The sequence below is a fragment of the Paenibacillus sp. JDR-2 genome (genome assembly GCF_000023585.1).
In the GTDB taxonomy this organism is placed as follows: domain Bacteria; phylum Bacillota; class Bacilli; order Paenibacillales; family Paenibacillaceae; genus Pristimantibacillus.
Genome location: NC_012914.1, coordinates 4,860,466 through 4,874,456 on the forward strand (window position 1 = coordinate 4,860,466; position 13,991 = coordinate 4,874,456).

A 13,991-nucleotide genomic window follows, 5' to 3' on the forward strand; every position below is an offset into this window, starting at 1 on the left:
GCGACCGCGTATAGAGGTAGGTTTTATCGCAAAATGGAATTTTAGTTTTCGACTGACATCGAACCCTTTTACCCGACAAGTCCTGTCCGCTCAATGCTCTCGACAAAGTAGCGCTGCACGAACAGATATAGAATAACAAGAGGCAGAATAGCCAGTAAAATGCCTGTATCCTGAACCATGCTAAGATAAAACGGATCTTTGGCATTCGCGTCATTGCCAAGAATAATAGAAAGGTTATAAGGCAAGGACGACAGCTGCGTTGACATCACGTTGCTCGAGGTGAGATAGGTGGTCGTGAAAAAGCTGTCGTTCCACTGCCAGACGAACGAGAAAAGCAGTACCGTAATAATGGAAGGAGTCGCGTTAGGCAGCATGATGCGCAGGAACGTCTGCCCGACACTCGCTCCATCCATATAGGCAGCTTCTTCGACCTCCCGTGGAATGCCCCGGAAGAACTGCCGGAAGATAAAGATATATAATCCGGCTTTCAAGGAATTCGCCGTAATGGAGGTTAAGATAAACGGCCAGTAGGAGTTCAGCAAATTGACGGATTTTCCCGTAATGAGAGGAACAAGCCCCATCAGGCTGAAGTCCTTCAAATTCAAGTACATCGGAATAAGTATCGTTGTCGGCGGGACCATGATCGTCAGAATAACGCCTGCAAACAGCAGGTTGCTGCCTCTGAATTTCAATCTTGCGAAGGCATAGCCCGCCAGAGCGCAGGATATCGCAGTCAGAATTGTGGTTGTCGCCGACAGCGTGAACGTATTCAGAAGCGTCTTCCAGTAATCCATAATGGAGATGGCATTCTTGAAGTTCTCGAGCGAATAATGCTCGGGAATCCATACCACAATCGGCGAGTAGAGATCCGTTTTTGCTTTTATCGCCGTCGATATTTTTTGAATAATCGGGTACAGGATAACAAAGGATAGTCCGGCAATCAGCACTAATCTGACAAATGACCAAATCCAGCGCTTCCAGCTTTCAAACGATAACAATCGGGCCATAATCAATGAGCTCACCTGCTTTCTATTCTTGGTAGAAGACCTTCTTCGAAACGATATAGGAGCTGACGAGCAGGATCAGCATAATAGACGCAAAATATAACCACGCCATGGCCGAGCTAAGCCCGAAATCGAAGTTGGTAAAACCCGTCTCTTTAATCAAATCCGTCATCCCGTTTCTCGAGAAGGAGTCAATAATGGTATAAATCATATTGACAAGAATAAGAGGGCTGACCATCGGAAAAGTAATCTTCCAGAACGCTTCGTAGCCCGTTGCCCCTTCCATCTTGGAAGCCTCGTACAGCTGAGGGGAGATGGTCTGAATGCCGGCAAGAAAGATAAGAATCTGCACGCCGGATTGACTGACGATTTGGTAGATTCGCTCCACGGCGCCGGTCAAATAATTAACGACGCTCTCGCTGACGCCTGCGTCCATCATAAGCCCTGCCAGCTCGTAAGCGCCTAAAGCGTGAATGGCGCCGCCCGAACCCTGGTTCTGGTCATTAACGGCTTGCACGAGACTGGAGGTCTCCAGAGTCATGATCACCCCTGATGCCAGAATGACCGGCAGGAAGAAAATCGAGCGGGCAATCGAGCGACCGATAAACTTCTGATTAAGGAGAACGGCCAGGAACAAGCTGAAAATGACGATCAGCGGCACGTTTACCACCATGTTAAGGATGGCCTCGGTTAATGTCCGGTTAAAGCTGGTATTCACGGTCAAGGCGTTGATATAGTTCTCGAATCCTATATAACTGATCTTTATTCCGGATGAATTGGCCTCAATCTTGCTGAGACTGTAACGGAAAGAGTTGACCAGCGGAATGATAAAGAACAAGATAAACCCCAGCAGCCAAGGCAATACAAATAGAAAGCCTAACAACGCCTTTTGCTCCGCATAGGTTCGATGCTTCATGCCGAGCTTTGCTATCCGTTTCAAGATTGGTCACCACCCGTCAAGTAGCTCTCGGCTTCAATGCTCTTGCCTTCTACCGTCACTTGTGAGCGGTTATAGTTGACAATGACATACAGGCCGTTTCCGTATACCGTTTTATACACGCCTTGCTGCAGCTTCTCATGTCCGGTAATCGGCTCATTCTTCACATTTTTCAGTACCTTGTTTACTTCCTGGTACATGCCTGCGGCCTTATCCATCCACAGCTTATAGTTCACGGCGTACAGCTCGTTATGATCCGTATCCTTAACGGAATAGCTCGGTTCGTAAATCCATTCGAAATACACGTTAGAGCCAAATTCCAGGCACTTCAGAATATATTGCTTGTCGTTCGTATAGTTCGAAAGGTTATACGGCGCGCCCGTATATTCCATACTCCCGCGGATCACCATTTGATAGAACGGGATCTGTTCATCCTCCAGCTTGAATCCGCTATTGCCCATTGGTGCATTCGTGAGGTCGGATAGGTACGGAAGCGCATAGGCGTTGCCGCCGTTACCCATCACTTGCAGCTTCTGATCCTTCAGCTTCGCCATCGCTGCTCTGGAAATCTCCTCGGATTCCGTCCTGTCGATTTGGTTATGCTTCCGGTAATCACTGTTTAGTTGATCGGCAAGATCCCTGACCGAGATACCATTCGCATTAAATTTATTCATGCCTTTCAAGGTCGAATCTACGAAACCATCCACAAGCCGAGGCGAAACAATATAAGAAGGAGACTTGGAAATATCGCGCCGGTTCAATGCCAAATCTGCCGGATATAGCGCTGCAGGATCCCCTCTTAGCGTTCGTGATGCCGATTTGGATTCATTAAAATCATTGCCGGTATTGGCTGTAAGAAACGCTACGTCCGGATATAGGGCAACGCCGTTGCCTGCCGCAAACGATGCCAAATCCTTCAGCCCTTGGCTTCCGCCTATTTCCCCGTCTACCGAAATCGACTTGGGCACTTTATGATCGAGTCCCCCGTTAAACCATCCGGCATATTTCAACTTAATATTATGAATATCCAGCTGCTTCATTTGATTGATAATAGACTTAGCTTCCTTGAAGGTCGTCAGTGTCTCAAGCGCACGGTAAGGAATGCCCATAAAATGCTTCTTATCCGTAATGCTTCCGTCCAGCTGGAGATAGAACGGGATATTCTCTCCATCTGCCGCTTTCTCCTGAACGGGCAGAGCCTTATGATTAACCAAGTACTCTTTGTAGTAGCTGGCCATTCCTTGATAGCTGGCATCCTCTCCGCTGAGGAAAGCATACCGGACAACAAAGTCTGACTTCATCGGATTTTCCTGAAACTTCGGAAGCGAGCGCTGCTGGCCGTTCGCATCCAGCGTTACTTGGCCTTTATTGATGACATTAAAGCTCGGGTAAACATAGTTATAGCTGTTCAACCTGCCGCTTATATCCGCATTAATCGTTGCAACAGACTCCCCTTGCTCAATAATGCCTAGGAAAGCGCCGTTCTCGCGGATGATACCGAATACCGGAAGTCTTACCGCTTCTTCTCTTGACGCATCTTCGGTTCTTGCCATCGTGTTGTCTTGGCCGTAGACAAGCTGCTGATAGGACGGATAGCGGGTTTTCCCGCTGTTAAAGCGAATAAGCGCGCCAGAACCATCCGGAACAAGCATCGTGCCCTTGTCCCCCGTTCCGCCTGCCCCAAAGAAATTTAGAAAAGAAACGCTGTTTACCGGATACTCTTCAGGATAATGGATGTCAGCCACCGGTACGGCAGCGACAAGACTGTTGCCATCCAAGGTGTATTTGATTGTCGCCTCGAATATTCTCGGAGCTGTTTTTTCCTGGGTGAAATGCAGCTCCTCCATATCCTTCTTCAGATCTTCCTCCGTATAACCTGCGGCTTCCAAGGCTTTCAGCGCCCGGTCCAGCTGCAGCCCGTTTAACGCACTGTCATTCCGTTCATAGGCCGTCTGTTCCTTATTTTCTTTATAGGCGATTTTTAACGCGCGCTGCCCGGTTTTATCCAACTTCTTGTTTGCGGCATCAAAGAGTTCTTTGCTCATCATCTTCGGCATATCTTCCAGCGTTTTCTCCACCTTGCCGAATTGATAGGTAACGCTGAGCCCATTCGGGAGCTTCTCCATGCTAATCTGTTTATTAACAACGCTGTCCGTATAGGAATTAATCGAATTAAGCTGTCCGAAATCATTGTAGAAATCCAGCTTGATCTGGGACGATAATAAATCCTTGTTCACGCCGGCGGCAATGGCGTCTTCGCTGCTCCCCGGGGGGTTGCTGCGCCAAACCTCTCCGCTTTTCTTATTAAGAACGGCAATAGCGCCAGTCTGATCATCCGCGAATAATCGAAGCTGATCATTCTCGGCAACCCCTTTCATGTCAGTAAAAAGGGGATCCGTGAAGGACGCGCTCAGAGCCTTTCCCTGCGTAAATGTCATTGCGGCCTGGTCAGCTTCTCCCGCCTGCTTGCCCGAAGCGGAATCCGAGCATCCGGCAAGCAGGATTCCAACCAGACAGCATGCGGTTAGCAGGGCCATTCTGGCCTTATTCATCTTCTTGCCTCCTTTACTAACGCCTGAGCACGATTTCTTGGTGTATAACCTGCACAAACGCAACCATCTGCTGAATCAAACTAAAAAACAATAAACATAAGAACGCCATAAATGCCATTGCCGCGATGGTGAGAATGATTGTTCCGATTGTCTTGGACGGCGAATATTGCTGCACCGTCATATTGCCGACAAACAGAAGATAGGCACACCAAAGCACGGACACATTACTGAAGAAATGGTAGAAGGATACTTCTTCGAGCGAAATGAGGTTGCTCAGGCCTATCCAGGGAAATTGAATAACCAGAAGCGGAACCAGGGCAAAGCAAGTCGAGGTGAAAATATCGACAAATTTGCCTTCTCCGTCCATCAAGGTGGTCAGCGACCAATTGGCGATACACCAGAACAAGACGGGCACGATCACGTACAAGCTCTCCATCAGGCTGTTTATACTGTCCGGATAAACAATGTTGACAAGAAATCCGCTGTACTGCGTCTGCATAATCTTCATGACAATCAGCAGGAACAAAATCGCAAAGGAAATGATCAGGTTCAGCTTCCGGCTGCGTTCGTATTTCAATTCCCAGAAGCCGTTGAAGGGATGCAAAATCAGATATAACGGATATTTATACAGCTCTCTGCTTAATAAAGGCAACCTTTTTCCCTCCTTTCCATTTCCGGTATTTGCTTATTCCAAACCAGCAGACAAGAAGCAAGAGAATACCTGTCATAATGCCCGGGAAGTAATCGCGAAGCACTTCCTTCCGATAGAGCAGGAATGCCTTGGAATAGCCTTTTTGGTCCATGCTCTTCTTGAAATATTTCATGGCTTCGTGATAATCGCCTTGACGAAGCAATGCTTTGCCAATCCCCGCATACGCAAATTCCAGATTGGCGTTCATACTGATTGTCTTTTGATACAACGTAAAGGCTTTGTCCTCGTCGCCATTGTAGTAAGCTCTGACAGCCTCATTCAGCGTGCGGCCGTATTCGGTTGTCTGGAAGACGGTAATCTCCCCGAGTGCTTTATCGAGTACGAGGAATTCATCGCCAAGCCGCTCAATGGCTACCGGCGTATTGAATTGTCCCATTTGATTGCCAAGCCCGCCAAAAACATACAGCAAATGGCCATCTCCGTCATAAGTGAAAATTCTGCCCCTCTTGCCGTCAAGGATGGAATACATCTCGCTGTCGCCAACATCGATATCGATCAATCGGGATGGTCCGGTTGCGCTCATGTAGCGGATATCGCCCTCGGGAGCAAAGTAGCCTTCTCGCCGCAATATATCATTGCCTTGGGCATTCAGCTTCTTGACATTCCCGCTGTCCTGCCCGTTCGTTGCATAAATAAAACCTTCCCTGTCAATGTCCAGATTGGTGAACTCCGTCGGCGTAAACATAACCATTTGGCTTCGCTGCGCTTTGGTCGACAGCATCTTCCATAAATAATCCGTTGGATTAAAGGAGACCCTGTTCGCGCCGACAAACGAGGTAAACGTGCCGTCCGGACTAAATTCCATAAAGCCGTCATAAACGCCGGTGGACATGACGTATATCCGCTGCGCCTTGTCGACGACAACCCGTACCGGCTGAAAATCAAATTTCTCGGACAGCATATCCGATTTGGGAGCCTCAATGACTTTTACCAGGTTGTTGTTCTGATCCAGTTGGACAATCCGTTTATTGCCGGTGTCCGCTATCACAAGCTGTTTGCCGTCGGTAACGAACAACCCTTGAGGGTTATTGAAGGTCTCCTCTTTCCCGTCTCGGACAAACGAGCTGATCGTCCTTACGAGATGAAACTTGTCATCCAGCACAACGACCCGGTTATTGCCTGAATCCAAAACATAGATTTGTTTATCCTCGGTCACCTGAAAATCGCTTGGCTCTTTGAAAGCACCTGCCTCCATGCTTTCCCCGTTCCACAAAACGTTAGCCTGATACGCTGCCGGAGCCGCGGTCGTTAACCCCCAATAAGAATAGTTATAGGATTCTGCGCCATCCGCAGCCCGCACCTTGGTGCCTCCCGTGCCTATGCCTAATAACAAGGTTAAGGCAAGGAGGAGGTACATTTTTTTCTGTATTCTCATCATGCTTCGCCCCCTTCTACTCTTTCATCCCTGAAGTTGCCATCGTCTGGATGACACTGCTCTGGGACAGGATGAAGAGCGTAATGGGAACGACCATCAAAATAAGCGCAACTGCCGCGCCAACGCCTGCCCTGGCAATACCTCCAAGCGCGATTTGGCCTAATGCATAATGAAGGGTCTTCAAGTTCTCACTGTAAATGAAGTTGCCTCCGTCAGAGCCCCACAGCATAGGAAATTGCAGAATCATAAGGGTAAGCCAGGCCGGCTTTACGTTCGGCATGACGATTTGCCAATAGATCCGGTACTCGCTGGCTCCGTCAATCTTGGCGGCTTCCACGAGCGCGTCCGGGATTTGTTCCATGAACTGCTTCATCAGGAATAGTCCCAGCGGGAACGCTAGGGATGGAATAATAATCGATAAATGAGTATTAATCCAGCCTAGCCATGACATCATCATATAGTTCGGGATAGCCGTAACCGTACCGGAAAACATCAAGGACAGAACGACCGTCGAGAAAATAATCTGGGAACCGGGAAATTTGTGCTTGGCTAGCGGATAGGCTGCCGCCGACGCGAGCAGGATATGCCCAAACGTTCCCACAAGCGTAATAACGAGCGTATTCGCAATATAGCGCGACAGCGGAACCCAGGAATTGCCCATTAACGCAAACAAGTCGAAGAAGTTATCCAGCGTAGGATTATTAACCATAATCCGCGGCGGGAATATAAACAGCTCATCAAGCGGTTTGAACGCATTGTTGACCGCATACACAAGCGGTATGGCCATAAACAGGCCAAATACGGCAAGGAGCAGGAATAATAAAAAGCTGACGGTAAAGGAGCGGTTAAGCTTTCTTTGAATTCGGAAAACCGCTGTCCAACTGTTCAATGTCACTCACCGACCTTTCTAAGCAGCTTCTGGGTCAGCTTGTTGGCACCCACCATGATCAGGAAGAGAACGGTTGCAATGGCCGATGCATAGCCCATTTCAAAACGAATCGTGCCATAATCCATCAAATGCGTGACGATCGTATGCGCTGCGTAGTTAACGCTCGGAAAGCCCGCCAAGGCAATGGAAACATCCGCAACGGCGAACGAAGCCGTAATTTGAAGAACTGCGCCGAATAACAGCTGCGGTCTCATTGATGGAAGCGTAATGAACCACAGCTCCTGCCACCGGTTACGGATTCCATCTACCGTACCGGCTTCTATCAGAGACCGATCAATGGTTTGAAGCCCCGCGATAAAAGCAAGGAAGCTGGTACCAAGGCTTAGCCATAACTGAACGATAATGACGATGGTCAGAATATACTTCTCATTCGTAAGCCATTGAATCGGTTCCAGAATAAAACCGAATTTGATCAGGAAACCGTTCAAATAACCGTACCGGTCTCCGGAAAATACGATCAGCCAAATGAAATAGACATTTCCCGAAATGGATGGCGCGTAGAAAATCAAGGTCATAACGGCCCGGATCTTCGGAGACAGCTCATTGATTATCCATGCAAACAGAAAGCAGGCTAAATAGCTGATTGGTCCTGTAATAACCGCGAACATGAATGTATTGCGCAAGGCAATCATAAAGACATCGTCATTCAAGAACAGCCTGGAATAATTATCCCATCCAACGAACCTTGGAAATTCGAGCATATTGAAATAGAAGAAGCTAAGACAGATCGAGAATACAACCGGAATGATCGTAAACAGGGTGAAAATAATCATGTACGGGCTCATCAGGATATAATAGTGCTTGTTTCTCTTGATCTCTTTGAAAAATTGCGCCCATCTGGATACCTTGACCGGCTGCCCGACGAGATTGGGCGCGGGCACAGGAACGGATACGGTTTGATCAGGCATTGATTTCACCCCCCAAGCTAGTTCGGTAATTTAAATTCTTTTCTCTTAATCGCGATTTCGTCATTGATATACAAGAGATAATCCGATAATGCCTCGCGTGGATTCTCATTGCCGTTGACGACTTTGCGGAAGGCATTGTCCAGATGGCGTCCTGTGAAATATCCGCCCGGAACCTGAGGAATCCCCTCTACCCATTGCCACTGGCTTTCAAGATTCCGATAATCCTTCACCGGCCAAGGAAGCTCCTCAAGCGCTTCTATATTGGCAGTCGGATAACGGGCGGCCTCCCCGAGCAAGCCTTCCATCTCGCGGCCATAAGCAATTTGCGTTTCCTTGCTGGTCCACCATTTCATGAACTCCCATGACGCATCCTTATCCTTGGCATTCTCCAGCATCATCACTGCGGTTGTATGGCTGGCCACTTCATGATTTACCGTACCGTCAGGCATTTCCGTCCCCGGCACCAGCGTAAAGTCCCAGAGCCCCTTAATCTCGGGCGCCATTACCGTCAGGTTGTTGTAGGTCGTATAGTCCGCAATCCCAATCGGCATCTCGCCTGTGCGGAACCGGTTCGGAAAATCCGCCATGAGCGGGAACTTATAGTTGGTATAGAACTGCGTCCATTTCTTAAAGACTTCCATCGAGATATCCGAATCGAGCGCACTCTTCTTGTCGTCATCCCTATAGAACTTGCCGTTATTCTGATAGAGAAGCATCGAAAACGTAGCATTCGGAATGAGATTCGCATTGTTGGTTACCGCGTCGATCGGCAGATAAAATTCCATGTTATGCTTCTGAAGCACCGAGATCATGTTGTAAACATCCTGCCAGGTTTTTGGCGGCGTCAATCCGATTTCCGCCAAAACGTCTTTCCGGTAGAACAGCATCGGGAAGGTCTGCTGCTCCGGCAAGGCATATGTGCCATTGCTGTATGCGTAAGGAACCAATGCGCTTTCGTTGAACCTGGAAGCAACATCCTTGAAGTCGGGGAATACGGACAAATCCGCCGCCGCTTTCCTCATCGCATAGTTGACCGGTACGTCTTCCCCTATCTGCATGGCAACATCCGGTCCCTCATCGGCCAGCGTTGCGGGAAGCAGAATATTGGCCGGAACAAGCCTCAGCTTCACGGATATATTCGACTCCGGCGTGAAGCTCTCATCGATCATGCTCTTTAATACTTGGGCCTGATCCCGGCCGGTCGTAATCCATACCGTGATCGACTTGTCGCTTTGCTTGGTATTGCCAATGCTGTCGTAGTCCTCCGTGTAAGAAGCTACCAGTCCTCCAAGCTCATGCTTAACCTTTTGGAAGAAGGTAGCGCTTGCCCGCGGAAGCTTGGCTTCCGGAGAAGATACAACTAAATAGTCCAGCGTAAGCGGCTGTACTCTTACGTTTAGTATCCAAGTGCCAAGTCCGCCGACATTGGTCTTGAAAGCGGCCAGCCTCTTAGCAACCGTTTCAGGCTTTGCAGCCATCTCTTCAAGCTGATTGACCATCGTATGGAGAACGGCTACTTTATCGCTTTGCTCGCCTGTCGATTGTTCGAGATAATCGGCCACGCTTTTGATGGTAGCCGCCTGTGTCTTGAACACCTCCGTCATCTCCGGAATCCGCTTCTCCAGCTGGTAATCCCGGTATGGATCAGGAGAGTTGGAGGTAATGATCAGAATCTTTCTGTATATCTCATTAAGCTGCAGGACGCTTGATTCAATCGTCTGGAGCAGCGGAGCGATCTCGCCCAGGGATACGGACAGACGGAGCTTATGCTTGCCTTCGGTCAAATGGAACAAGTAGGGCTCATCGCCGCCCATGACTTCCATCTTCCAGTCCATATCGAAATTAAACGGAATCTGCTTCATTTCTTTAAACGGATATTCCCCGTCTATCATCAGACTGCGTGTGCTGTATACACCGCGAAGCTGATCCTGCTTTCTTTTTAATGCGATCTGATACAATCCATCCTCTTGTACATCCACATCCCATTCCAGCCACTGCCCCGGCAGCTTCCAGTTCACGCCGCCGATTGCGTTAACCCTGATTTTCGACACATCATACGGAATAACGGAAGGACTTGATTTGTCTGACAACGGATATAGCGTCGGAGACGATTTAAGCACCGCGTCCTCTGCCTGAATCATCATATATTGATCCTTCGCGGGCTTTAAGCCTTCCGCTTCATAATCCTTTTTTAAATCCTCGTAGGACTTGACGGCCTGATCCTGATACAGCTCGATATAGTCGATGGCCATCGGCTCCCGGGAAGCCGTCAGCGTAAGCTTTTGCACACCCTTATCGAAGTGGAACAAATAGGGTTCCGCATAATAGCCTTCACTGTCCATGAATGATTTGAGCTGCCAAGCCGGCTGCTCGATTTGCCTTGGACGGAGATCATTTCCCCGGTCGTCTCTCTGAATCCCGGCATCGCGGTTGCCCCAAAGCCGGTCAAACAACAGATCTTCCGCTCCTGAAAACGGCTGCTCGTCATTAATCGTGAGCTTGCGTTCAATGGCGGAGCTTTTTCCCTCCAACGGGTAGTAATGAATCCGGATATTGTAGAGTCCGGCTTGCTCGACAGGAACGTTCCAGCTAATCGAGCCGGCATCCGGCGTCATAACGGCTTTTCCGCTCAGACCCTCAGGACGATCGGCCACTTCAAAGCCTTCTCCAACGGCAGCGGCAAAGCTTTCGCCTTCTACGCGGATCACTTGAGACGGTCTGTCATCGGCAGAATAGCTTTTCAAATACTCGTTATAGCCGCCCTTATCGGAATCCGTAACCGCCTGAAATCCGCCCATCGCCTGAGCGCGTCCGTTATGCGGCTGACCCGAAGGGTAGAACGCCCATATGGACAAAAAAAATACAAGTAGAACCAGTATGGCAATTCCGTAGCGCTTTTTGTTGCTCAACTTTTCTCCCCTCCTGCGGCAAGAGATTACGCTTTGGCAACAGTCCCCATAGTGATGATTCTAATGGGGACTGTTGGCATTAGCTTTTAACGTTACTTTTTGTAAACCTCATCAATAGCAGCTTGAGCCTGTGCTTTATACTTGTCGATCACGGTTGACACCGAGTTTCCTGAAGTCAGTTCGCCGATCATTTCATAGTAAGGGAATTTCGGGAACGTAGCGCTGTCAAGCACCAGCATGCCTGCGCCTGCGTCGCGCGCGTTCTGGATATCCTTCTCATCCGTGAAGTTGCTCTCAAGCGACGCTTGATCCGCGTAATCGTAGATGGAATCGATATCGTTGATTTTCTCCCAGATGTATACCAGCTGATCCGGATTCTCGACACTCTTCGGAATGGTCAAAGCCTGGAATGCTCCCTCGGCAGAGTGGTACGCGGTAGCGCTTGGCCCTTTCGGGAATGGTACAAAACCGATATCGTAGTCTTTCATATCCGTTTTCAAGCCGCCGATCTCATACATAGCCCCGGCATACATAAGCGTATTGCCTTGACGGAAAAATTGCCCCGGTTCCGTCCAGTCACCGCCCTCGGTTGGGCGAGCCACTTTCTCGGTTGCCAGCTTGGACAGGAAGTTAAAGACTTCAACGGTTTTTGGATCATCCAGATTTTGCTTATCGCTACTCGTTAAACTTGTTTCATTGGAGACGAGAGCAGGATCCATAAACCCGGCAGACGCAAGTCCCCATGTATCCAGCTTGCCGTCATTATTCGTATCCTTGTTCGCGTCTTTCGCTACTTGAGTAAAGGTATCCCAGTTCCAATTGTCCTCGTTCACGTAATCTTGAGGAGACTTGATACCAAGCTTGTTAAGGAGGGTACGGTTATAGAAAATGCCGGTAATCAGGTTGCCTTGCCCCTCGGAGAACGCATAGCCTCGGCCGTTGTAGGACATGAATTCGGTAGCCTTTGGATTAAACACCTTTGTGTTTTTCGTGTATTCGTCAACCGGCCATAATAAGTCTTGCTGAACCAGGGAAGGAATGGTGTAGTTTTTGCCTAGTCTCACAATATCGCCTAACGGTTCGCCCGCAAGGAGCGATGCGACAACTTTTTGCTGGTATTCGCCGTAATCAACCGCTACGAATTCCATCTTGAAGTTATGCTTCTTCTCAAGCTCCTCCAGGTTCTTCTTGCGCTGGATATTATCCGGATTGTCCTCTCCGATGGTCATATCCCACCAGGAGACGACCTTGATCGTTCTGCCTCCCATGTCGAAATCCATTTCCGGAGATGAAGTATCCTCTTCCGCGCTGCCGGTATTATTCGACGCTGCGGCATTATTGGAGGCTGTGGCATTATTGCTTGCTGTCGCATCGGCATTATTGCCGTTCCCGCTTGCCTTGCCGTTGCCGCCGCTTCCCCCGCTGCATGCCGTTAATGAAGCTGCTAACATCAAAGTCGAAAGCATCATAATCGTCTTTCTTACTCTCACATTGGTCCCCCCTAAATTGGTTTACAGGAAAAAGTGTAGCGCTTACATTTCCGGTCAACAACCCGCCAGCAGATAGGTCAATAACCTGTCAATTTATAGGTTTCGAGGAATAATGCGGGCTCCCGGGATGCTTTGTTGCCAAGAGGTAAACAAATGGATGATGGATAAAGAAATGCACATTGTCACCTGCCGGGGTGATGAACAATAATAAAAACCATAATCCGTCAGAGACAATCCTACGGAAAGTGAGGTTCAGCTTTATGTATAAAGCGTTACTTGTTCAGCCCGACAAGATTTCGAGAGAAGAAACCAGATTGCTGCTTCCATGGGAGCAGCATGGCTTCCAGCTTCATGCCTACGCGGATTCTCTCTCTGACGCTCAAGCTCTTCTTGGCACTCGGATGTTCGACCTCATTCTTATAGATCTTAAACCTTCACAGGCTGCGGGAATGAAGCTCTGCGAACAAATCCGCGAACTTAGCCGTGTCTCTATTATTCTTTTGGGAGGCAGTCATGATTTCCAGCTGCTAAGAAAAGCAATGGCCTTTCAAGTAAGCGATTACATAGCGGATCCCGTTCAGCCGGAAGATCTGGCTGCCAGCCTGTGCAAGGTAAAGAAAGAGCTTGACCTTCAATCCGTTCATTCCAAACGGTTAACCTTAAGTTACGAGAATAAAAGAAGCCGGAATCCGTCCATCATCGATCTCGTCAAGCAATACGTCCAGGAGCATATGCATGAGAATATTACCTTGAAAAAAATCTCGAACATGCTGCATTTCAACTGTGCCTATCTTGGCCAGAAATTCAAAGACCAGGAAAACATGTCGTTTAACGAATATCTTCTTCAGCAGCGAATGGAGAAGTCAAAGCTCCTTCTGAAGAAAACGGATATGAGGATCTACGAGATTGCCAATGAAGTAGGCTACACGGAAATTGACTGGTTCTATAAGAAATTCAAGGAATACACGGGAGCAAGCGCTAATGAGTACCGCAAGCAAAGTACGATCTATGCCTACTGAGTTTATAGGAATCGTTATTTCGGTAAGCGCTTGCAAACGATAAGAAACCGGCCATGTCTTTGGACTTATCCTTAAGTCCCGGACTTTGACCGGTTTTTCCCATAGGTCTCATTGAAGCCAGAACAAAAAGCTTTCC

At 48.5% G+C, this 13,991-nt stretch carries 10 protein-coding genes; 1 reads left to right on the forward strand and 9 read right to left on the reverse strand.

Going from position 1 to position 13,991, the window contains the following annotated elements:
* Nucleotides 1-68: 68 nt before the first annotated feature.
* From PJDR2_RS21380 to PJDR2_RS21420, 9 genes are all read right to left on the reverse strand, one after another.
* On the reverse strand, nt 69-1,007 hold the full coding sequence (locus tag PJDR2_RS21380) for a carbohydrate ABC transporter permease (RefSeq protein WP_041614509.1): 939 nt from the start codon (nt 1,005-1,007) through the stop codon (nt 69-71).
* Nucleotides 1,008-1,029: 22 nt separating this feature from the next.
* The gene (locus tag PJDR2_RS21385; protein WP_015845812.1) at nt 1,030-1,944 is read right to left on the reverse strand and encodes a carbohydrate ABC transporter permease; all 915 of its coding nucleotides are present in this window, start codon (nt 1,942-1,944) and stop codon (nt 1,030-1,032) included.
* Nucleotides 1,941-4,493 (reverse strand): DUF5696 domain-containing protein, encoded by a 2,553-nt coding sequence (locus PJDR2_RS21390; protein ID WP_015845813.1) that lies wholly within the window; start codon nt 4,491-4,493, stop codon nt 1,941-1,943. Before PJDR2_RS21390 ends, PJDR2_RS21385 begins: the two co-directional genes overlap by 4 nt.
* Nucleotides 4,494-4,509: 16 nt before the next feature.
* Nucleotides 4,510-5,145 (reverse strand): YIP1 family protein, encoded by a 636-nt coding sequence (locus PJDR2_RS21395; protein ID WP_041613544.1) that lies wholly within the window; start codon nt 5,143-5,145, stop codon nt 4,510-4,512.
* Complete coding sequence (locus tag PJDR2_RS21400; protein WP_041613545.1) at nt 5,117-6,583, reverse strand: hypothetical protein; 1,467 nt, start codon at nt 6,581-6,583, stop codon at nt 5,117-5,119. Before PJDR2_RS21400 ends, PJDR2_RS21395 begins: the two co-directional genes overlap by 29 nt.
* A 13-nt stretch (nt 6,584-6,596) precedes the next feature.
* Complete coding sequence (locus PJDR2_RS21405) at nt 6,597-7,475, reverse strand: carbohydrate ABC transporter permease (RefSeq protein ID WP_015845814.1); 879 nt, start codon at nt 7,473-7,475, stop codon at nt 6,597-6,599.
* Entirely contained in the window at nt 7,472-8,437 is a 966-nt protein-coding gene (locus PJDR2_RS21410; protein ID WP_015845815.1) for a carbohydrate ABC transporter permease, read from the reverse strand. Before PJDR2_RS21410 ends, PJDR2_RS21405 begins: the two co-directional genes overlap by 4 nt.
* Nucleotides 8,438-8,454: 17 nt before the next feature.
* A complete protein-coding gene (locus PJDR2_RS21415; RefSeq protein WP_015845816.1) occupies nt 8,455-11,346 on the reverse strand; it encodes an extracellular solute-binding protein in 2,892 nt (963 codons plus the stop codon).
* A gap of 92 nt (nt 11,347-11,438) precedes the next feature.
* The gene (locus tag PJDR2_RS21420) at nt 11,439-12,836 is read right to left on the reverse strand and encodes an extracellular solute-binding protein (RefSeq protein WP_015845817.1); all 1,398 of its coding nucleotides are present in this window, start codon (nt 12,834-12,836) and stop codon (nt 11,439-11,441) included.
* A 260-nt stretch (nt 12,837-13,096) separates the two neighbouring features.
* Here PJDR2_RS21420 and PJDR2_RS21425 point away from each other — a divergent pair, with 260 nt between their 5' ends.
* Entirely contained in the window at nt 13,097-13,855 is a 759-nt protein-coding gene (locus PJDR2_RS21425; RefSeq protein ID WP_015845818.1) for a helix-turn-helix domain-containing protein, read from the forward strand.
* The last annotated feature ends 136 nt before the right edge of the window (nt 13,856-13,991 follow it).